At 41.4% G+C, this 22,322-nt stretch carries 17 protein-coding genes and 2 tRNA genes; 1 reads left to right on the forward strand and 18 read right to left on the reverse strand.

Annotated features, from left to right (window positions below):
• Positions 1-148: 148 nt before the first annotated feature.
• From ACRWQN_RS15700 to pnp, 5 genes are all read right to left on the reverse strand, one after another.
• Positions 149-1,423 (reverse strand): NupC/NupG family nucleoside CNT transporter, encoded by a 1,275-nt coding sequence (locus ACRWQN_RS15700; RefSeq protein ID WP_434926883.1) that lies wholly within the window; start codon positions 1,421-1,423, stop codon positions 149-151.
• A gap of 182 nt (positions 1,424-1,605) precedes the next feature.
• Positions 1,606-2,367, reverse strand: coding sequence for a TatD family hydrolase (locus tag ACRWQN_RS15705; protein WP_434931976.1), 762 nt, complete (start codon positions 2,365-2,367; stop codon positions 1,606-1,608).
• Between the two features lie 99 nt (positions 2,368-2,466).
• Complete coding sequence (gene prfC, locus ACRWQN_RS15710) at positions 2,467-4,050, reverse strand: peptide chain release factor 3 (RefSeq protein WP_434926884.1); 1,584 nt, start codon at positions 4,048-4,050, stop codon at positions 2,467-2,469.
• Between the two features lie 77 nt (positions 4,051-4,127).
• Positions 4,128-5,030, reverse strand: a complete 903-nt coding sequence (gene nlpI / locus ACRWQN_RS15715) for a lipoprotein NlpI (protein WP_434931368.1) — start codon at positions 5,028-5,030, stop codon at positions 4,128-4,130.
• Positions 5,031-5,188: 158 nt separating this feature from the next.
• Complete coding sequence (gene pnp, locus ACRWQN_RS15720) at positions 5,189-7,285, reverse strand: polyribonucleotide nucleotidyltransferase (protein ID WP_434926886.1); 2,097 nt, start codon at positions 7,283-7,285, stop codon at positions 5,189-5,191.
• A gap of 413 nt (positions 7,286-7,698) precedes the next feature.
• Between pnp and ACRWQN_RS15725 the strand changes: the two genes are divergently transcribed.
• Complete coding sequence (locus ACRWQN_RS15725) at positions 7,699-9,735, forward strand: putative bifunctional diguanylate cyclase/phosphodiesterase (protein ID WP_434938784.1); 2,037 nt, start codon at positions 7,699-7,701, stop codon at positions 9,733-9,735.
• Positions 9,736-9,818: 83 nt separating this feature from the next.
• On the opposite strand, the gene rpsO is transcribed toward ACRWQN_RS15725, so the two are convergent.
• The 13 genes from rpsO to ftsH form a co-directional block, all read right to left on the reverse strand.
• Positions 9,819-10,088 carry a 30S ribosomal protein S15 gene (gene rpsO, locus ACRWQN_RS15730; protein WP_235088586.1) on the reverse strand — a complete coding sequence of 90 codons (270 nt, stop codon included), beginning with the start codon at positions 10,086-10,088 and terminating at the stop codon, positions 9,819-9,821.
• Between the two features lie 138 nt (positions 10,089-10,226).
• On the reverse strand, positions 10,227-11,189 hold the full coding sequence (truB, locus tag ACRWQN_RS15735) for a tRNA pseudouridine(55) synthase TruB (protein WP_434938786.1): 963 nt from the start codon (positions 11,187-11,189) through the stop codon (positions 10,227-10,229).
• Positions 11,189-11,611 (reverse strand): 30S ribosome-binding factor RbfA, encoded by a 423-nt coding sequence (gene rbfA, locus ACRWQN_RS15740; protein WP_226413920.1) that lies wholly within the window; start codon positions 11,609-11,611, stop codon positions 11,189-11,191. The genes truB and rbfA overlap by 1 nt, the downstream gene beginning before the upstream one ends.
• 61 nt (positions 11,612-11,672) lie before the next feature.
• Positions 11,673-14,318: a translation initiation factor IF-2 gene (gene infB / locus ACRWQN_RS15745; RefSeq protein ID WP_434938788.1), complete on the reverse strand. Its 2,646-nt coding sequence runs from the start codon at positions 14,316-14,318 to the stop codon at positions 11,673-11,675.
• A 25-nt stretch (positions 14,319-14,343) separates the two neighbouring features.
• Positions 14,344-15,843: a transcription termination factor NusA gene (nusA, locus tag ACRWQN_RS15750; RefSeq protein WP_434926890.1), complete on the reverse strand. Its 1,500-nt coding sequence runs from the start codon at positions 15,841-15,843 to the stop codon at positions 14,344-14,346.
• Between the two features lie 31 nt (positions 15,844-15,874).
• Positions 15,875-16,330: a ribosome maturation factor RimP gene (rimP, locus tag ACRWQN_RS15755; RefSeq protein ID WP_226413914.1), complete on the reverse strand. Its 456-nt coding sequence runs from the start codon at positions 16,328-16,330 to the stop codon at positions 15,875-15,877.
• 159 nt (positions 16,331-16,489) lie between these two features.
• Positions 16,490-16,566: transfer RNA gene (locus ACRWQN_RS15760), tRNA-Met, on the reverse strand.
• Between the two features lie 83 nt (positions 16,567-16,649).
• Positions 16,650-16,736 (reverse strand) — tRNA-Leu (locus ACRWQN_RS15765).
• Between the two features lie 12 nt (positions 16,737-16,748).
• Positions 16,749-17,084, reverse strand: coding sequence for a preprotein translocase subunit SecG (gene secG, locus ACRWQN_RS15770; RefSeq protein WP_434938790.1), 336 nt, complete (start codon positions 17,082-17,084; stop codon positions 16,749-16,751).
• 4 nt (positions 17,085-17,088) lie between these two features.
• A complete protein-coding gene (gene tpiA / locus ACRWQN_RS15775) occupies positions 17,089-17,871 on the reverse strand; it encodes a triose-phosphate isomerase (RefSeq protein ID WP_434926893.1) in 783 nt (260 codons plus the stop codon).
• A gap of 147 nt (positions 17,872-18,018) precedes the next feature.
• Positions 18,019-19,356, reverse strand: a complete 1,338-nt coding sequence (glmM, locus tag ACRWQN_RS15780) for a phosphoglucosamine mutase (protein WP_434938792.1) — start codon at positions 19,354-19,356, stop codon at positions 18,019-18,021.
• 61 nt (positions 19,357-19,417) lie between these two features.
• Complete coding sequence (gene folP, locus ACRWQN_RS15785) at positions 19,418-20,251, reverse strand: dihydropteroate synthase (protein WP_434938794.1); 834 nt, start codon at positions 20,249-20,251, stop codon at positions 19,418-19,420.
• 76 nt (positions 20,252-20,327) lie between these two features.
• On the reverse strand, positions 20,328-22,295 hold the full coding sequence (gene ftsH / locus ACRWQN_RS15790) for an ATP-dependent zinc metalloprotease FtsH (RefSeq protein WP_434938796.1): 1,968 nt from the start codon (positions 22,293-22,295) through the stop codon (positions 20,328-20,330).
• Positions 22,296-22,322: the final 27 nt, after the last annotated feature.

The following is a 22,322-nucleotide window of genomic DNA, read 5'->3' on the forward strand; positions in this document are numbered from 1 at the left end:
AATATGAAAATATGCACCTGTCACTCATTACCACTTCGCTATCTGGAAACCGGTGGATTAACGCCAATCATTATGATTATGTAATCTTAAATACAGGGCTTTACTCACTAGAGTAGGTAAAGCCCTTGTAGTAAAGGAATATCTTTTACTACAGTGCTAGGAATAAACCAGCAAGTGTTGCACTCATTAAGTTAGCTAATGATGCAGCGATAACCGCACGTACGCCTAACTTAGCTAAGTCATGGCGACGAGTAGGAGCCATAGCACCTAAACCACCTAGCAGAATCGCAATTGACGATAGGTTAGCAAAACCACACAGTGCGAAAGAAATAATCGCTTTAGTACGGTCTGTCATTGCTTGACCTGTAGCTTCAACCAAGATACCACCATCAGCAATATCTTTAAGATAAGGAGCAAAGTTCAAGTAAGCCACAAATTCGTTAACAACGATTTTTTGACCAATGAACGAACCTGCAACCATAGCCTCAGACCAAGGCACACCGATAAGGAATGCTAACGGCATAAAGATGTAACCAAGGATAAGTTCTAGTGATAAACCTTCGAAACCGAACCAGCCACCGATACCACCAAGCATGCCGTTAACCATTGCAATTAGACCAACAAAGGCTAAAAGCATTGCACCAACGTTAAGTGCTAAGTGCATACCTGAAGCGGCACCTGATGCAGCCGCATCAATAACGTTTGCTGGCTTATCAGTATCTTCTGGTAAGTCAGTCATGTCATTATTAGTTGCTTCAGTTTCTGGGTGCATTAGTTTAGCCATCATTAAGCCACCAGGAGCCGCCATAAATGATGCTGCTACTAAGTACTCAATTTTAACGCCCATACCAGCATAACCAGCAAGTACCGCACCAGCGATAGAGGCTAAGCCGCCTACCATGATTGCGAATAACTCAGAGTTAGTCATTGTTGGAATGAAAGGACGTACAACTAAAGGCGCTTCAGTTTGACCAACAAAGATGTTTGCTGTAGCAGACATAGACTCTGTGCGGCTTGTACCAAGTGCTTTTTGTAATCCACCACCGATGAACTTAATTACTATCTGCATAATGCCTAGATAGTAAAGAACAGCGATTAAAGAAGAGAAAAAGATAATAACAGGTAATACGCGAACGGCGAATACGAAGCCTACGCCATTACCAAACATAGCGTCAGTACCTAAACCGCCAAATAGAAAGTTGATACCTGCTTGAGAATAACCAATTACATCAGCAACGGCAGTTGAAACACCACCTAATACTTGTTGACCAATTGGCACATATAATACGAAACCTGCAAAAAACGCTTGAATTAATAAAGCGCCACCTACGGTACGTACGTTAATAGCTTTTTTATTTGTAGATAGTAAGAAACCTATCACAAGTAGGGTGACCACCCCTACTAGACTCATAACTATATCCATTAAACATCACCCTTTTTAATTGTTAACACTTCTTATTAATGTTGTTAACTCACCTTATTTCCAAGACAGATTATAACCGAGCAATTGAGGAAAAGCGTCGTTTTGATCAAACTTTTAAAGTTTAGTTTCAGATATTTACGCAAGACAATTGCGGTAAACAGGCCTCGTTTCAAAAAAAGTAACTAAAGCTCAAATAGTTGCAAAGAATTTCTATTAAGCTGTTCTAATATAGGAACAGTTGAAATTTGACGCAAAAAAGCTATTTTTTCAATAATCAAGGGTAAAATGAGCGGTGTATTGCGTTTATCAAGCTGATTTTCGGGTGACATACTCGGTGAATCAGTCTCAATGACAAATAATTCTAAAGATAATTCTGCTACTACTTTATGCAGTTTTTTTGCCCTAGGGTTTAATATCAAGCCACCAATGCCTAATTTAAAACCTAATTTTTGATACTGTTTTGCGACCTCAACGCTGCCATAAAAACCGTGTATAACGCCACCTTTTGTCAACGCAGCTTTTGTTAACAACTCAATTAACAAAGCATGGCATTTTACCGCATGCAGAATTACGGGAAGTTGGTACTTTTTTGCTAGCTGTAATTGCTGTTCACACAACGCTTGTTGTTGCTCAAATTCTGGACGTAATTTATCTAAGCCACACTCACCAATAGCAACAAATAATGGGTTAGTTTGATTTAGATAAATTTGATGCTCTAGCTCTTCAAGTGCAGTATCAATATTCTCAGGAAGATACCAGGGATGGATCCCTAGTGAGAAATAACATTGATATTGCTGAGCAACAGCCAGTTGCTTAAACCACAGTTCAGGACTCACGCCCGGTATGAGTATTTTAGTTATATTTTTGTTTCGCATGTGGTTGAATAATTCATCACGGTCATGATCAAATACTTCAAAATCAAGATGTGCGTGGGTATCAAATATAGGTAAGGACATAGAATCGACTCTAAAAACAGGCAATAAAAAAGGCAGTCACTACTGCCTTTTTAACATTAACTATAGCCTAGCCTAGCCTAAAATAGATTAGTTTTCGCGTGTCTTCGCAAACTCTACTTCAGGATAGCGTTCCATTGATAAATTAAGGTTAACCCTTGTCGGCGCAATATAAGTTAAATTATCACCACCATCTAACGCAAGGTTTGGACTACATTTACGGCGGAACTCTTCAAGCTTTCGCTCATCTTTACAGTAAACCCAACGTGCTGTAGAAACACTGATACCTTCATAAATAGCTTCAACGTTATATTCACTCTTTAAACGTCCTACAACCACTTCAAACTGTAGCACACCAACCGCACCAACAATTAAGTCATTCGAGTCTATTGGTCTAAAGACTTGCACTGCACCCTCTTCAGAAAGCTGCACCAAACCTTTTAAAAGCTGCTTTTGTTTTAATGGGTCTTTTAAACGAATACGACGGAACATTTCCGGTGCAAAGTTAGGAATACCGGTAAATTTAAATTTTTCACCTTGGGTAAAAGTATCACCTATTTGAATCGTGCCATGATTATGCAAACCAATAATATCACCTGGGTAGGCTTCTTCAACTTGCTCGCGATCACCAGCAACAAAGGTTAATGCATCTGAAATCCGCACATCTTTACCAATACGAACATGGTGCATTTTCATGCCCTTTTCATATTTACCTGACACTACGCGCATAAAAGCAACTCTGTCGCGATGCTTTGGATCCATATTAGCCTGAATTTTAAAGATAAAACCGCTAAAATTTTCATCTTTCGCGGTAATTTCACGCACTTCAGTATTGCGTGACTGAGGCTTTGGTGCCCACTCAAGCAAACCATCAAGCATATGATCGACGCCAAAATTACCTAGCGCAGTACCAAAGTATACTGGCGATAACTTGCCTTTTAAAAATGCATCTAAATCAAACTCATGTGATGCTCCGACAACTAACTCAAGCTCATCACGTAATTGATCTGCTAACTCACTGCCAATGGCCTCATCAAGCTCTGGGTTATCAATCCCTTTTACAATACGCACTTCTTGGATCATGTGACCAAGGCCTGATTTATATAAAATAGCCTCTTGACGATGAATATGGTAAACACCTTTAAATGACTTACCACAACCAATTGGCCAAGTAATAGGCGCACAGGCAATTTTTAACTCTTCTTCCACTTCATCCATCACTTCCATAGGATCGCGAATATCACGGTCGCATTTATTCATGAAAGTGATAATGGGAGTATCGCGCAAGCGAGTCACTTCCATTAACTTACGAGTACGATCCTCTACACCTTTAGCCGCATCAATAACCATAAGACAAGAGTCAACAGCGGTTAAGGTACGATAAGTATCTTCAGAGAAGTCTTCATGACCTGGTGTATCAAGTAAATTGACTAAGCATTCTCTATAGGGGAACTGCATTACAGAGGTAGTGATAGAAATACCACGTTCTTGCTCCATCTCCATCCAGTCCGACTTAGCATGCTGCTTAGAGCCTCGGCCTTTAACCGTGCCCGCGACTTGAATTGCTTGACCGAATAACAATACTTTTTCAGTAATTGTTGTCTTACCCGCATCCGGGTGGGAAATGATGGCGAAGGTTCGACGTTTGTCGACCTCAACATTTATGCCTGACATGGTAACCTTTGCACTTGATACTAAAAAAGGCGCAAATTATAGCGCCTATCAGTAAGCTTGGCTAGGCAAAGCGCCTTTTAGGACTGAGGAGGCTGTTCGAGGATGTGTTTTATTTTAGCTAACTCGATACGCGCGTATCTATGTTCAACAAAATCATAAATATTAGTTGCTAGGGTGAGACGGTAATAATTTGCCGCTTCTTGGTACAGTCCTAACTCTTCTGCCCGTTTACCTAAATAAAAGTACGCTTCGCATAAACGCTCTGCATATTCTTTAGGTTGATTTAAACCCACTTTAGCGGCAGCAAATAATTGTTTCTTGGTTAGTTTGCCTAAGTAGTAGTCGACTAATACACTTGACCAAGCTTTATCTTCAAGTTGCCCGCGCTGAGTACCTAACGTAACTAGTGCAGCCTTCGCATCAATTTGTGATGACATGAGGTATAGCCATAAAGAGCGATAACCATCATTTGGATCACGTTGATAGAAAGTCATCATATCTTTTACTGCAAGCTCGTAGCGTTCACCATAGAATAATGCGATACCGCGATTAAGGTATGCATAGTCGTATTCTGGGGCGAGTTCTAATACGCCATCAAAAGCCTCATATGCACTTTCAAATTCACCTTCTTGGGTATAGTAAATACCTAAGAAGTTATAGGCATCAGCTAAATTTGGTTGTAGCTTAAGTGCCTGGTGGAAATCAATACGTCCGAGTAGGCGTAATCCAACACTGTCGTAAATAACACCGCGATCATAATGAAAACGTGCACGCTGATCGTTGGTCAGTTCCATACTAGCCAAAATTTCATTCAACTTGGCCAAAGTCACTTCTAATTTATAATCTGGCATAACTGGGGCGACAATAATTTGCCCTATCGCAACATCCCCATTTGAACCCGAAGTAGCAGCACAACCGGTAAGCAACAAGCTAACACCTGCCACCATGGCGACAAACGAGGTGCGTAATTTAAATTCCATCTACTTTACCTTTAATCAGGTTCATTAATAATCAGCATGATAACAACCTAGCGGGGTTAGTGCTATTTGCTATTTGATTTAATTGTCAAAAAACTAAAAAAAGGAGACCAATTGGCCTCCCTTTCATCACACTCAATTTTTACACTTAAAATAGTCGCTTATTCAGCAGCTTCTTTAGTTTGTGCTTCTTTAATTGATAAACGTACGCGACCTTGACGATCCACTTCCATCACCTTAACAGCAACTTCTTGGTTCATTTCTAAGTGATCTGATACATTTGCTACGCGCTCATCACTGATTTGCGAAATATGCACTAAGCCATCTTTACCAGGAAGAATGTTAATAAATGCACCGAAATCAACGATACGAATCACTTTACCATTATAAATACGACCAACTTCAACTTCAGCGGTAATTTCTTCTATACGACGAATAGCTTCTTTAGTTGCCTCGCCATTATTAGAAGCAATCTTGACTGTACCGTTGTCATCTAACTCGATAGTTGTACCCGTTTCTTCAGTCAGTGCACGAATAGTTGCACCACCTTTACCGATAACATCACGGATTTTTTCAGGATTGATCTTGATAGTCGTGATACGTGGAGCATGATCAGAGATATCATCACGATGAGAACCAATTGCTTGATCCATTACGTTAAGAATATGAACACGTGCACCGTATGCTTGTTGCAGTGCAATATCCATGATCTCTTTAGTGATACCTTCAATCTTGATATCCATCTGCAATGCAGTAATACCATCACGAGTACCAGCCACTTTAAAGTCCATGTCACCTAAGTGATCTTCATCACCTAAAATGTCAGAAAGTACAACAAAATCGTCGCCTTCTTTAACTAGACCCATCGCAATACCAGCAACAGATGCTTTGATTGGTACACCAGCATCCATTAATGCTAATGACGTACCACATACTGAAGCCATAGAGCTTGAACCATTAGATTCAGTAATTTCAGATACTACGCGAACGCTGTACGGAAATTCTTCAGCTGAAGGCATAACAGCCTTCATACCGCGCCATGCTAATTTACCATGACCGATTTCGCGACGCTTAGGTGAACCAACCATACCAGTTTCACCAACACAGTACGGAGGGAAGTTATAGTGCAGCATAAAACGATTAGTACGTTCGCCCATGATGCTATCAATTTTCTGTGCGTCACGCTCTGTACCTAAAGTACATGTCACTAACGCCTGAGTTTCACCACGGGTAAACAGTGAGCTACCATGAGTACGTGGAAGAACACCTGCTAATACACTTAATGCGCGGATCATGTCAGGTTCACGACCATCGATACGTGGCTTGCCACTGATAATACGGCCGCGAACAACTTTCTTTTCAAGGCTAGCAAGTAGATTATCTACTTCCCGTAAATCAACATCGCTATTTTGAGCTGTTAATGCAGCTTTAGCCGCTGATTTAACTACGCCAACTTGTGCATAGCGATCTTGCTTAACTTCAATTTGATAAGCTTCTGTCAAACCCGCTTCAGCAAGTTCTTTGATTTTTGCAACTAAATCTTGATCTTGAACTGGTGCAGTCCAATCCCATGTTGGCTTGCCTGCTTCAGCTTTAAATTCGCTAATCGCATTGACAACTACTTGTTGTTGATCGTGACCATAAGTCACGGCACCTAGCATAATTTCCTCAGCAAGCGATTTCGCTTCTGACTCAACCATTAACACAGCGCTTTGCGTACCCGCTACAACCAAATTAAGGTCGCTAGTCGCTAACTGATCAACACTTGGATTAAGCACATATTCACCGTTGATATAACCAACGCGAGCAGCACCTAAAGGACCACTAAATGGAATACCAGAAATAGCTAATGCTGCGGAAGTACCAATCATTGATACAATGTCTGGCTCAATCTGTGGGTCAACAGAAACCACAGTAATGATAACTTGAACTTCGTTTTTAAAACCGTTAGGGAATAAAGGACGAATTGGACGGTCGATAAGACGGGCAATCAGAGTTTCATCTTCTGACGGACGACCTTCACGCTTGAAGAAACCACCAGGGATTTTACCCGCAGCATAGGTCTTTTCTTGATAGTTAACAGTTAGTGGGAAAAAATCGCGGCTTAAATCAGCAACTTTTTTACCGACGACAGTAACTAACACTGTGGTATCGCCCATGCTTGCTAAAACAGCAGCATCAGCTTGACGTGCAATAACACCCGTTTCTAAGGTGACTGTATGTTGACCATACTCAAAACTCTTTACAATTGGATTCACGTGACCCATTCCTTAATTAATGACCTTTAAATTACCTGCGCAAGTATACTTCAAATAGAATCAATAGTTAAATAGACACTTCTTATCTAGGTATAAAAATTTACTCTTCATTCTAAAATACTTCCCTATTTACTGATAAATAAAGTACTTCAAACTTGGTAAATCATTTCATTATTTTTGCTAGCGTAAACTTAAATCACCTGTGTTAGACGCTATTCGTATAAATATGAGTGACAAGGAGCACTAATTTTACTACAGTTACTTTAGAGTAATGGATAGATTCTATTTAATGAATTAATTTGTTATCAATCACATAAAACGAACTTTTTTGTCACAAAACTCTTAAAATAATAGACAAAAACTAATAATAAAGACGAATAACATTACTGGTCTTATAAGACACGGAATTAATGATGACCTCAAGATTTAAATCACTGACTTGGAAACAAACTAATCTTGTCGTATTTACGGCGTTGTTTTTTGCAATCGCTGTATTTGTTGTTGAAATAGCCCTAGTTGTTGTTACGACTAAACAACAACTATCTAGCTCACAGCAAGAACTACTTAACTCTGTAGAGCAAACAACCACGAATGCCATCTGGGCATTAGATGATAAATTAGCTCAGCAAACCTTAGAGGGTATTATTAAAGTTGATAATGTGGGCTCTGCGGTGCTTGAGCTTGATGATGGCTCACTTTTTGTCAGTGTGGTGAATGAAGGTGAGGACTTTTCAGAAAATTACATTTTATTGAGTAACCGTTTATTTGGTGACCTAAAGGAAATATCACGCCCCTTATACCGCCCCTTCTATTTTGAAGGCAGTAAAAAGCAACAACTAATTGGTAGTTTAACGATATTTTATGACACTCAAAAGTTAACGACGCATCTGTTTGACCAACTTCAGCTCAGCTTTATTGCAACATTGGCCCGAGCATTATTACTCACCTTGGTACTTAGCGTCGTTTTCCATCGATTCTTAACTCAACCTATCGCGAGAATAAGTGAAGCCATAGATAAAATAGATCCTGATTCACCCGGTGAAAACTTATTGCCAATTTCTAAAGCTCATAAGGATGACGAGTTAGGATTAGTGGCCAGTAAATTTAATCAAATTTTACTGCAATTTAGTCAAACTCAAAATAAGCTTCGTAAAATGGCCACCCGAGATCCACTCACAGGATTACCCAATCGAACTTTATTACTAGAAACACTCAATGTAACTATTCAACGATCGCGTGTGCACAAACGCAACTTTGCATTGCTGTTTATCGATTTAGACCGCTTTAAAAATGTTAATGATTCGCTAGGCCATGCATTAGGTGATCAATTTCTAGCACGTATTGCCCGTATTCTGGAACGCGTTGTTGGTGATAAGGGGAGCGTTGCTCGTCTAGGTGGGGATGAATTTGTCGTATTAGCCGATGATATCCAAAGCCCAGATCAGGCGGCAGACTTTGTTGATAAACTGCTGATACAGCTTAATGCTCCGCTACAGTTAAATGAACACACCATCCACCCAGCGGCCTCTATCGGCATTTCCATTTACCCTGATGATGGTGAGAGTGCAGAGGATTTAATACGCCATGCTGATATCGCCATGTACAGTGCTAAAGCGGCAGGTTCGAATCAATGGGCGTTTTTTAAAGAACAAATGACCGAGCGGGCAGCGGTAAGACTTCGTACCGAAGCCTCTTTGCACGATGCACTTAAAAACAATGAGTTCCTACTTCATTTTCAACCTAAATTCGACATTAACACAAATAAGGTTATTGGTTGTGAAGCATTAATTCGTTGGCAGAAAGATGGCAGACTCATCAGCCCAATGTCTTTCATCCCTGTAGCTGAAGAGACTGGTATTATTATTCCAATAGGTAGATGGGTCATTGAACAAAGCTGTAAAATACTGAGAGATTGGCAGAAAAAATACAATTATGCCGTTCCTATTGCCGTTAACGTCGCATCACAGCAATTTGCCGACTCAAGTTTGGTGCCTGATATCAAACAACTTGCTTTACGCTATCAAATCCGTCCAGACTTACTTGAAATAGAAATAACCGAAACATCATTGATGAATGATATAGAACAGGCAATAGCAAAATTGGAACAACTCAAATCCGCTGGTTTTGGTATTGCAGTTGACGATTTTGGTACTGGATACTCTTCGTTATCTTATTTACGCCATTTGCCTATAACCACGATGAAGATAGATCGCGCTTTTGTAAGCGACCTTCCGGTTGATAGTGCAATAGCATCAACTATTTTGATGCTAGGGCGCCAACTAAATTTATCAATTGTTGCTGAAGGAATTGAAAATGAGGAGCAACTTGACTGGCTTAGAGAAAATAACTGTCCTATTGGGCAAGGTTTTTTCTTCAGCAAGCCATTACCATTAGAAGAGTTCGAACAAAAGTATATTGCCTCTGAAAGCGCTAAAATATTACAACTTTAGAAATCATCAAATTTAAGACAATAAAAAAGGAGGCTAAGCCTCCTTTTTACGGTTTTGACTTACTAAAGTAAGTCAAAGTCGTATTAACGACGTAAACCTAACTTCTGAATCATAGCAGTATAACGAGCTACGTCAGTGCGCTTTAAATAAGCAGAAAGCTTACGGCGAGCACTTACCATACGTAACAAGCCACGGCGTGAGTGGTGGTCGTGAATATGCGTTTTAAAGTGACCTTGAAGGTGGTTAATTTGAGCAGTTAATAAAGCAACCTGTACTTCAGTAGAACCAGAATCGTTTTCGCAACGACCGAAGTCTGCTAGAATTTTTGCTTTAGTTTCAGCACTTAGTGACATGTGTATCTCCAAAATATAATAAATAATCTTTAGCCGATCACTAACTCAGCTAAAGGAAGCGCGACATTCTACCGAGAATTAATGACTAGAGCAATATAAATAATTAGTTTGCCCAATTTAAGCAATAATAAACTTGCATCAACTTATAGTATTATCTGATTCAGCTTCGCGAATAACAATGAGACGCTTAGGTGCGAGTAAACCATCATCATTCATAGACCCCACGCCGACAAATTTATGCTCTTCACCAATGGTGATGCGCACTAATTCGTCGGGTTTTAATCCCGATGCCTGTATTGCTTGGCCCTGCATAACATAATACAACATATCTTGCGGTAAATTTATTTCTGCGAAATTAGCTACCGCAGTATCCATAGGCAGTAATAGTGAATCTAACGCTTCAAAAGGAGAAATATCTTGCTCAGTCGCAGAGTCAATCATCGCCGCTAACTGTTCTAAGGTTACCATCTTATCGTAAGGATAATTGGCAACTTGTGTGCGACGCAACATAATAACATGCGCACCACAGCCTAGCATTTCACCAAGATCATCAATAATAGTGCGAATGTAAGTGCCTTTGGAACAGTCAATATCAAGTGTTAGCTCGTCACCTTCTAGTCCCAAAAAGTTCAATTCAAAAACCGTAATCGGTCTTGCTTCACGTGGGACTTCAATACCCTCTCGAGCATATTTATAAAGCGGCTTACCTTGATGCTTTAATGCAGAATACATTGAAGGCACTTGCATAGTATCACCACGAAAATGCGCTAATGCTTGTTGCAGTTGATCTTCAGTAAAATTAATGTCTCGCTCTTGAACCACTTCGCCATCTGAGTCACTGGTATCTGTTCGCTGCCCTAGCTTAGCAATCACTGTATAGCGTTTATCAGCATCTAGAAGATGTTGAGAAAACTTGGTAGCTTCACCTAAACACACAGGTAGCATACCCGTTGCTAGAGGATCTAGCGCACCGGTATGTCCAGCTTTGTTGGCATTAAAAAAACGTTTTACTCGCTGAAGTGCATGATTAGAGCTAATGCCCGTGCCTTTATCGAGTAAAACGATGCCATCAATAAAACGACCTTTTTGACGACGCGCCATTAATCTTTCTCCTGGGTATCGTCTTGGTCAATCTCATCAACACGACCACTGTCTTGCTGCTTTTGCTTGTCTTTAGTGATGACCTGGCTAACTAGGTTAGACATGCGCATACCTTCGACTAATGAACTATCGTACATAAAACGCAGCTCAGGCATAACCCTAAGTTTCATGCGCCCTGCAATTAATGTACGGATATAAGGTGCAGCAGCGGTTAACGCCGCAATTTTTTCTTCAACTAACTTAATGTCTTCTTCGAAGAAAGTCACAAATACCCGGGCGTAACTTAAATCACGTGAAACTTCAACGTCATTAACTGTAACAAAACCGATACGAGGATCTTTCATATCACGTTGCAGCACCATAGCCAGCTCTTGTTGAAGCTGCTGAGCGATACGACGAGTACGACTAAATTCTTTTGCCATGACTATTAACCCACTTAAGCCATTAAATCAAAAAGGGCGGCTAATGCCGCCCTTTCACATGTTATAGCGTTCTAGCTACTTCGACGATTTCGAATACTTCGATTTGGTCGCCTACGCGAACATCGTTGTAATTCTTAACCCCGATACCACATTCCATGCCATTACGAACTTCAGCGGCATCATCTTTAAAGCGACGTAAAGACTCTAGCTCACCTTCGTAGATCACCACGTTGTCACGTAGTACACGAATTGGTGCACTGCGCTTAACAATACCTTCAGTAACCATACAGCCAGCAATTGCGCCTAACTTAGGAGACTTAAATACATCACGAACTTCAGCAAGACCAATGATCACTTGCTTGAACTCAGGCGCTAACATACCAGTCATTGCCGCTCTTACTTCATCAATTAAGTTGTAGATGATGCTGTAATAACGTAAATCAACACTTTCAGCTTCAATTGTCTTACGCGCCTGTGCATCAGCACGAACGTTGAAGCCAACCATAATAGCATTAGACGCTGCAGCTAACGTTGCGTCAGTTTCAGTAAGGGCACCAACGCCACGAGCGATAATGTTAACTTTAACTTCAGCTGTTGATAGACCTGTTAATGAATCACAAATCGCTTCCAGAGAACCCTGTACGTCCGCTTTAAGAACGATATTCAATTCCTGAACTTCACCTTCTTCCATGTTAGCAAACATGTTTTCAAGTTTAGACTTCTGCTGACGAGCAAGCTTAACATCGCGGAACTTGCCTTGACGATAAAGTGCAACTTCACGTGCTTTGCGTTCATCACGTACAACGGTAGCTTCATCACCCGCTGATGGCACACCAGAAAGACCTAAAATCTCAACTGGAATTGAAGGGCCGGCTTCAGTGATTGAATTACCATTCTCATCTTTCATTGCACGGATTTTTCCGTACTCTAAACCACATAGAACGATATCGCCTTGACGTAAAGTACCTTCTTGAACCAATACAGTTGCGACAGGTCCACGGCCTTTATCAAGCTTAGACTCAATGACTACACCTGCGGCCATAGTGTCACGAACGGCTTTAAGTTCTAATACTTCAGACTGAAGCAAAATACCTTCTAATAGATCATCAACACCCTCACCAGTCTTAGCTGAAAGATTGACAAACATATTGTCTCCACCCCAATCATCTGACATTACGCCATGTTGAGATAGTTCGCTTTTAACACGCTCAGGATCAGCATCAGGCTTATCCATTTTGTTAATCGCAACGATTAAAGGCACATTACCGGCTTTAGCATGTTGAATTGCTTCTATTGTCTGTGGCATTACACCATCATCAGCAGCAACAACTAGAATAACGATATCAGTCGCTTTAGCACCACGCGCACGCATAGAGGTAAACGCAGCATGACCAGGAGTATCTAAGAAGGTAATCATACCGTTCTCAGTTTCTACATGGTAAGCACCAATATGCTGGGTAATACCACCGGCTTCACCAGCTGCTACCTTAGCGCGACGGATATAATCAAGTAATGACGTTTTACCATGGTCAACGTGACCCATGATGGTCACAACTGGCGCACGTGTTTCTAATTTAACGTTATCATCACGGTCTTGCATTACTTGATGTTCTAGTTCATTTTCACGAAGTAGAACCACTTTATGGCCCATTTCTTCTGCCACTAACTGTGCAGTTTCTTGGTCAAGTACTTGGTTAATGGTAACCATTGTACCCATTTTCATCATTTGCTTAATGATTTCAGTTGCTTTAACTGCCATCAAATGAGCTAATTCAGAAACTGTAACCGTTTCGCCAATACGCACATCACGAGTCACTGCGGCAACAGGCTTGTTAAAGCCATGAGCCATGGACTGTGGTGCTGTATTGCGACGCATATGTCTTTCACGACCGTCACGTGCATCTTTACCACCGCGTTTCTTACTGGTGTTTTTGTTGCGAGCACGACGACCACGTTTTTCATCATCCATATCAGAACTATCTTCAGCAGCTCGCGCTACTTTAGATGTCGTTACATGGTGATCACCATTCTTTTCAGCTTCTAGGCGTAGACGCTCTTCGTCAGCCCAGCGCTTAGAATTTTCTTCAGCCAATTTACGCGCCTTTTCAGCAGCTTTGTCGGCTTCTTCAATTTGCTTTTGCGTCAGAACTTTCTCCTGAGTCGCTTTAATGCGTTCAGCTTCTTCCTTTGCTGCTTGAGCTGCTGGGTCTAAAGGCTTATCAGCTTTAGGCTCAACTTTTGGTGCCTTGGCAGCTTTAGCTTTAGCTTCAGCGTCTTTAGCCACTTTAGCTTTTGCATCTGCATCAGCTTTAGCCTTTGCTTCAACTTTAGCTTTTTCATCTGCAGCCGCTTTAAGCTTAGCTTCTTCAGCTTTAGCTTGTTCTTCGGCAGCTAGTTTAGCTACATCGGCGTCATCACGTTTAACAAAAGTACGTTTTTTACGAACTTCAACTTTAACGTCTTTTGACTGACCACCAGAACCAGGCACACTTAACGTAGATACGGTTTTACGTTGCAATGTCATTTTTGTTGGTGCAGATTCGCCACCATGTTGCTTCTTCAAAAAATCTAATAACTGCTGTTTCTCATTTTCAGAAACAGTGTCAGCTTTTGTCTTTGTAATGCCGGCTTCGTTAAATTGTTCAACTAAACGATCAACCGTTTTGCCCACTTCTTGAGCTAATTTTTCTAAACTTGTATCTGCCATCAAATAAATCCCCCTGTTGATCGACTTATGCTTCTTCGCCAAACCAACAGATATTGCGGGCTGCCATGATGAGCTCACCTGCTTTTTCTTCTGTCAATTCTTCTATTTCGATTAAATCATCGATACCTTGCTCAGCAAGGTCTTCTAATGTAACAACACCTTTACTTGCTAATACGAAGGCAAGATGTCTTTCTAAACCGTCAAGCGCTAATAAGTCTTCACTTGGATGTGCACCATCTAATGCTTCTTCTGAAGCTAATGCACGCGTAGAAATCGCTGCTTTGGCGCGTTCACGCAAAGAAGCCACGATATCTTCGTCAAATCCGTTAATATTAAGTAATTCTGCTTCTGGTACGTAAGCGATCTCTTCTAATGAAGTGAAACCTTCTTCCGCTAGAACTGTTGCAAAATCTTCGTCTACTTCTAAAGTAGCCATAAATAATTCAACCACTTTCGCGCTTTCCGCTTGGTGTTTCTTATTCATGTCTTCTACTGTCATTACGTTTAATTCCCAACCAGTAAGTTGAGTCGCTAAACGTACGTTTTGGCCGTTACGACCAATTGCTTGTGCCAGACTGTCAGCTTCAACGGCGATATCCATTGAATGGTTATCCTCGTCAACAATAATTGAAGCAACATCAGCTGGTGCCATCGCATTGATGACATATTGTGCTGGATTATCATCCCACAACACGATATCAACACGCTCACCACATAATTCATTCGATACAGCTTGAACACGTGCACCGCGCATACCAACACAAGCACCTATTGGATCTATGCGTTTATCGTTTGATTTTACGGCTATCTTAGCGCGGGCACCTGGCTCACGGGCAGCACCCATAACTTCAATCAACTCGTCATAAATTTCAGGCACTTCAACACGGAAAAGCTCAATGAGCATTTCAGGCTTACTGCGAGTTAAAAATAACTGCGCGCCACGTGCTTCTGGGCGAACTGCATAAAGTAATGCACGAACGCGATCACCTGGGCGGAATGATTCACGGCTAATTAAGTCTTCTTTAAATATCACGCCATCAGCGTTATTACCTAAATCAACAACCACGTTTTCACGGGTGCTTTTCTTAACAACACCAGTAACAATCTCGCCTTCACGCTCAATAAACTGTTCAACAACTTGAGCACGCTCAGCTTCACGTACTTTTTGTACGATAACCTGTTTTGCGGTTTGAGTTGTTATACGGTCAAATACTACTGAATCGATCTCATCTTCAACATAATCGCCAGGTTGAAGATCAGGGTTCTCATAGCGTGCAGCTTCAAGGGTAATTTCGCTATATGGGTTTTCTAACGGCTCACCTTGATCATCGATAACCATCCAACGACGGAAAGTGTCGTAGTGTCCGGTTTTACGATCGATAGCAACACGAACTTCAATATCACCTTCGTATTTTTTCTTGGTTGCTGTTGCAAGGGCAGTTTCTAACGCTTCAAAAATTTTCTCACGCGGAACCGCTTTCTCATTTGAAACCGCTTCTGCTACTAGCAGGATCTCTTTATTCATTTGGTCTAGCCTCGTTCTTCACCTGAAACTATTAAAATTTTGCGATGATGTTGCCTTTGCGGATATTATCCAAAGCAACAACCAAGTCTTTTCCATCTACTGTTATTGTGAGCATTTGCCCGTCAACTTTAGCAATGGCGCCTTTTAAATTTCGACTACCCGCTACCGGCATAGTCAATTGTACTTTTGCATCTTCGCCTACATAGGCTGCATATTGTTGAGCAGTAAATAAAGGTCTATCTACACCCGGAGAAGATACTTCAAGGGTAAATTCTGTAGAAATAGGGTCTTCAACATCAAGTACCGCACCCACTTGTCGGCTCACTTCGGCACAGTTTTCAATATGGATGCCATTTTCATGATCAATAAATATGCGTACTATCGAGTGTTTACCAGCTTGGACATACTCAATGCCCCAAAGCTTAAAACCAAGTGCTTCAACTGGTACCGTTAACATGTCTACCAGTCTTGATTCTAATGTTGCCAAAAATGACCCCCAAAAAACAAAAAAAGGGCAAAAGCCCCTGTATAATCCGCCTTAAAATCACGGAAAATCAAAAGTCCATATAACAAAAAACCCCGTAAATACGAGGCTATTTTGCTATAGAACCTGTATCTGTTATCGAAGTATCCAATAACAGGGAGCTGGTTGCGGGAGCCGGATTTGAACCGACGACCTTCGGGTTATGAGCCCGACGAGCTACCAAACTGCTCCATCCCGCGTCAACTGCATGCAAGTATATTGACTTACGCCTTATCTTGCAATAACTATTCAGTAATACAAGGCCAACTGAACAATTTTTAACTGGTGCCGAGAGCGGGACTTGAACCCGCACGTCCGTTAAGACACAGCCACCTCAAGGCTGCGCGTCTACCAATTCCACCACCTCGGCTAATTTGGTACTTTAATCAGGAATTTTATCTTCTGATTCTTGTTCAACTACTGGCGCTTCATCAATGATTTGCTCAGTGGCTGGACCTATATCGCTCCAATTATCTTCAGCTTTACTGTGATTGGCACTAAGATTACCAATTACTAAGCTTAAAGCAAAAAATGCGATAGCTAAAACTGCTGTGCTACGAGTCAGAAAGTTACCTGAACCGCTAGAACCAAATAACGTACCAGACGCTCCGGCTCCAAATGATGCGCCCATATCGGCGCCTTTACCTTGCTGAATAAGAATTAAACCTACTAGGCCAATTGCTACCACCATGTAAACAACTATAAGTACTTCGTACATATTATTATGCGCTCATTGCTATGGAACATAAACTTAGGAATTCGGACGAATTTAAGCTAGCTCCGCCAATCAATCCACCATCAACATCAGGTTGGGCAAAAATATCTGCCGCATTACTTGGCGTGACACTTCCACCGTATAAAATTCTGATATTTTCTCCAATAAATGGAGATACTTCAGAGAGGCGACTGCGAATAAACGCATGAACTTCTTGTGCCTGCTCTGGAGTTGCGCTCTTACCTGTCCCTACAGCCCATAAAGGTTCGTAGGCGATAATCGCATTGTCAAAAGCCATAGTGCCATTTTTCTCAATGACGATATCCAACTCTTCAGCAATAACTTCAAAAGTACGTCTTGCTTCTCGTGCTGGACCTGACTCTCCCACACATAATATAGGCGTCAAACCATGTTTTTGAGCTGCGGCAAACTTTTCTGCCACTATATTACTCGTTTCACCGTACATACGGCGACGTTCGGAGTGACCGATAATTACGTATCGACATCCTGAATCTTTTAGCATCTGCCCGGATATTTCGCCGGTATACGCGCCGAAGTCATGTTGACTAAGATTTTGCGCGCCCATTCTAACAAGTGCCCCATCTAGGGTTTGCTTGTTTGACTCAAGCAGTTGCCTAACACTTTCAAGATAAATTGAAGGCGGGCATAAAACCACTTCAGCGGAATCATTTTGGAGCTTTGCTGCAAACTTTTTAAATAACTCTTGGGCTAATGCCGAATTGCCATTCATTTTCCAGTTGCCAGCTACCATAGGACGTCTGAGTGCCATCACTGTCTCCTTTGAAAGCGGCGTGAATAATAGCGAACCACTTATCAAGTTACAATAGGTAATAGATGAATATTTACAATAAGCTGTCGAAGTGGTTACTTTTTACCCCAGCAACAGCTTAATTAAATATTTATGATTTATTTCTGACTAACAGGACATTTTTACCGCGTCGGCAATTTTATTTGCAAATGCCAGCACTTGATCATGCTCATCGCCTTCTACCATCACGCGAATAAGCGGTTCTGTACCAGACTTTCTTAATAATACTCTGCCTCGAGCACCAAGTTGTTGCTCAACATAGGCTTGTGCCGATTTAACTGCATCAGAATCAAGTGGGTTATTACTGCCTTCAAATCTTACATTAACTAGCACTTGCGGTAGCATCTTCATCGCTTCGGTAAGCGACTCAAGGGAAGCATTCTGCCTACGCATCGCCGCCAATACTAGAATACCTGCAATAATACCGTCGCCTGTAGTGCCATGATCTAAGTTAAGAATATGACCTGAATTTTCACCACCGATACGCCACTCATGCTTTTTCAGCAGTTCCATCACATAACGGTCGCCAACATTAGAGCGAACAAAAGGAATATTCAACTCTTGTAAGGCTAAATCAAGTCCTAGATTTGACATTAAAGTGCCAACAACCCCACCTTTTAATACACCACGCTTTTGTGCATCGACAGCTAATATGTATAATATTTGATCACCATCAATCACTTCACCATGTCGATTAACCATCATAATACGATCGCCATCACCATCTAACGCGATACCTAAATCTGCGTTCTCAGCGAGTACGGTTTCGCAAATTTTAGCCATTGCGGTTGCGCCAACTTTATCATTGATATTTAACCCATCAGGTTTATCACCAATAGCAACCACTTCAGCACCTAACTCTCTAAATACACTCGGTGCGATGTGATAAGTAGCACCATGGGCACAATCCACTACAATTTTTAGCCCTGTAAGCGTATGCTCTGCAGGGAAATTCCCTTTACAATACTCAATGTAACGCCCTGCTGCATCATCGATACGGCGTGCCTTACCAAGCAAATGTGATTCAACACATACCAGTGGCTTTTCAAGTTCGGCTTCAATTTCAAGTTCAATAGCATCATCTAGCTTACTGCCATCGGTTGAAAAGAACTTAATACCATTGTCATAATAAGGATTATGCGATGCACTGATCACAACCCCGGCTTCTGCTCTAAATGTTCTGGTTAAATATGCCACCGCAGGTGTCGGCATAGGCCCAAGCAGTAACACATTCAAACCTGCTGCAGATAAGCCCGCTTCGAGTGCTGATTCAAATAAGTAACCTGAAATACGAGTGTCTTTACCGATAATCACTTTTTTTGTTCCACTGCGTGAAAGCACTCGCCCCGCTGCCCAGCCTAGTTTTAATGCTAACTCAGGTGTCATCTTGCCTGAACCGACCTTTCCACGAATGCCATCAGTTCCAAAAAATTGTCTTTGTTTCACATATCCCCACTTAAGTGAATTCACTCAGTTTGTTGTAATTAATTTATTATCAGCGGCTAACTTAAATATTCGCCATGGTAGCCGCCATGACTTTCAGTACATCGACGGTTTCGGGAACGTCATGTACACGTATAATTTGAGCTCCTTGCTGCGCAGCAATTAACGCGCCGGCAAGACTGCCGGCCAAGCGCTCAGACGTTGGCCTTGCTAATAAATCACCAATCATGCTTTTTCGAGACAAACCTATTAATATTGGTAAGTGAAATTGATGTAGCAGCGGCAATGTCGCTAATAAGCGGTAATTATGCGCTAAAGTTTTACCAAAGCCAAAGCCTGGATCTAATATTATCTTGCTTCTTGTGATCCCTGCAGCCTCACAAGCTATAATGCGCCGCTCAAAAAAAGCACTCACCTCAGAGATAACATCTCCATATTCTGGTGAGTCTTGCATTGTTTGAGGCTGACCTTGCATGTGCATCAAACAAACTGGCACTTTTAGAGTTGCTGCCATCTCAATTGCACCAGGGAGCTGTAAAGCTCTAACATCATTAATTAAATTGGCACCCGCTGCTACAGCTTGCTGCATAACCTCTGGTTTACTGGTATCAATGGAGATCCAAACATCATGTTTATCAGCAATATATTTGATTAGAGGTAATACTCTTGCAAGTTCTTGTTCAACAGTGACCTCAGAGGCACCTGGACGTGTCGATTCACCACCGACATCAATAATGCTAGCACCTTGCTCGATAATATAATCAACATGTTTGCAGGCATGTTCAAATAAATTGAATTCTCCACCATCGGAAAAGGAATCAGGTGTTACATTAACAATCCCCATTACAACAGGTTGAGCTAAATCTAACTGTTTATTACCATGTGATAATTTAAACATTACTGGTTACCTATAATTACCCATCAGCTAAAACAAAAAAGCCCCTTGCGGGGCTTTTTTAACTTACACCACGTCATTACTTAACGGGCGACTCATCAGGCTTTAAATCATCTTTCTTAGCATTATCTTCCGATTCAGTTGTCACTTTTTCAACTTTATCATCATCTTTTGCTTCAGGTTTACCATCACCTTTATCATCAGAAGAGTCATCAACTTGCCAATCAGCTGGTTGACGAACTTCACGACGGTTCATCAAGTCATCAATTTGCAATGAATCAATGGTTTCATACTTCATCAATGCATCTTTCATGGAGTGTAAAATATCCATATTTTCAGTCAGCATTGTTTGCGCACGTTGATAATTTTTATCAATAAATGCTTTAATTTCGGAATCAATAAGCGAAGCGGTATCGGCAGACATAGCTTTTGATTTGCCCATGCTACGACCTAAAAACACTTCATTATCTTCTTCAGCGTAAAGTAAAGGACCTAATTTGTCTGAAAATCCCCACTGAGTCACCATATTACGCGCTATAGAAGTAGCGTATTTGATATCTTGTGATGCACCAGTTGACACTTTATCACTACCATAGATCAACTCTTCAGCTAATCGACCACCATAAGCCACAGAAATTTGTGACTCTAGTTTTAGACGACTTTGACTAACGGCATCAGCTAATGGCAGGAAGAAGGTCACACCTAATGCACGTCCACGTGGGATAATAGTCACTTTGTGCACAGGATCATGCTCAGGTACTAAGCAACCTACGATGGCGTGGCCAGCTTCATGATAAGCTGTCATTTCTTTTTCAGATTCTGACATCACCATAGAACGGCGTTCTGCGCCCATCATAATTTTATCTTTGGCCCGTTCAAACTCTTCCATGCTAACCATGCGGCGATTACCACGCGCAGCAAATAATGCAGCTTCGTTAACTAAGTTAGCGAGATCAGCACCAGAAAATCCAGGTGTACCACGGGCAATAACACTTGCTTTAACATCTTCAGACAAGGGCACTTTGCGCATGTGTACTTTTAAAATTTGTTCACGGCCACGAACATCAGGCAATCCAACCACGACTTGTCTGTCAAAACGACCTGGACGAAGTAACGCAGAGTCTAGAACGTCAGGGCGGTTAGTTGCAGCAATAACGATGACGCCTTCATTACCTTCAAAACCATCCATCTCAACCAGCATTTGGTTTAAGGTTTGTTCGCGTTCATCATGACCGCCACCTACACCGGCGCCGCGTTGGCGACCTACTGCATCGATTTCATCGATAAAAATGATACAAGGTGAAGATTTTTTTGCTTGTTCGAACATATCACGCACACGAGATGCACCAACACCAACAAACATCTCAACAAAATCAGATCCTGATATAGTAAAGAATGGCACCTTAGACTCACCGGCAATAGCCTTGGCTAATAGGGTCTTACCTGTACCAGGTTGACCAACCATTAACACGCCAGTTGGAATACGGCCGCCTAGCTTTTGGAACTTGGTTGGATCACGTAAATAATCAACCAGCTCTTTAACTTCTTCTTTTGCTTCATCACAACCTGCTACATCAGCAAAAGTGGTCTTAATTTGGTCTTCACTCATCAGTTTGGCTTTACTCTTACCAAACGACATTGCACCTTTACCGCCACCACCTTGCATTTGACGCATGAAGAAAATCCACACACCGATAAGCAGTAGCATTGGGAACCATGAAATGAATATTTGGGTTAAGAAGCCTGATTCTTCAGCTTCTTGACCTTTCATCGAGATACCTCTGCGATCAAGATCATTTATTAAATCTTGGTCATACATAGGCATAATCGTGGTGAACTTATCTCCTGAAGATCTTGTTCCCTCAATAGTACGCTGATCGCTTTTAATCTCAACAGTCTTAATCTGTCCATCTCGGACATTATCAAGAAAAGCGGAATAGTCCATCTTCTGCGAATTCGAAGAAGTGGGGGAATAACCCTGAAATACTGACATCAACACAACAGCGATGACGACCCAGAGTATTAAATTTTTTGCCATGTCACTCAAATTATTAGACCTCTATTACAGTCTTGC

Origin of the sequence: Shewanella sp. HL-SH8 (assembly GCF_051165765.1) — a bacterium.
In the GTDB taxonomy this organism is placed as follows: domain Bacteria; phylum Pseudomonadota; class Gammaproteobacteria; order Enterobacterales; family Shewanellaceae; genus Shewanella; species Shewanella glacialimarina.

Coding starts and splice junctions, on each gene's coding strand:
- ACRWQN_RS15700 (WP_434926883.1), bottom strand. CDS start 1,423: ATGGATATAGTTATGAGTCTAGTAGGGGTGGTCACCCTACTTGTGATA.
- prfC (WP_434926884.1), bottom strand. CDS start 4,050: ATGTCAGGCATAAATGTTGAGGTCGACAAACGTCGAACCTTCGCCATC.
- nlpI (WP_434931368.1), bottom strand. CDS start 5,030: ATGGAATTTAAATTACGCACCTCGTTTGTCGCCATGGTGGCAGGTGTT.
- ACRWQN_RS15725 (WP_434938784.1), top strand. CDS start 7,699: ATGACCTCAAGATTTAAATCACTGACTTGGAAACAAACTAATCTTGTC.
- rpsO (WP_235088586.1), bottom strand. CDS start 10,088: ATGTCACTAAGTGCTGAAACTAAAGCAAAAATTCTAGCAGACTTCGGT.
- truB (WP_434938786.1), bottom strand. CDS start 11,189: ATGGCGCGTCGTCAAAAAGGTCGTTTTATTGATGGCATCGTTTTACTC.
- rbfA (WP_226413920.1), bottom strand. CDS start 11,611: ATGGCAAAAGAATTTAGTCGTACTCGTCGTATCGCTCAGCAGCTTCAA.
- infB (WP_434938788.1), bottom strand. CDS start 14,318: ATGGCAGATACAAGTTTAGAAAAATTAGCTCAAGAAGTGGGCAAAACG.
- nusA (WP_434926890.1), bottom strand. CDS start 15,843: ATGAATAAAGAGATCCTGCTAGTAGCAGAAGCGGTTTCAAATGAGAAA.
- secG (WP_434938790.1), bottom strand. CDS start 17,084: ATGTACGAAGTACTTATAGTTGTTTACATGGTGGTAGCAATTGGCCTA.
- tpiA (WP_434926893.1), bottom strand. CDS start 17,871: ATGGCACTCAGACGTCCTATGGTAGCTGGCAACTGGAAAATGAATGGC.
- folP (WP_434938794.1), bottom strand. CDS start 20,251: ATGTTTAAATTATCACATGGTAATAAACAGTTAGATTTAGCTCAACCT.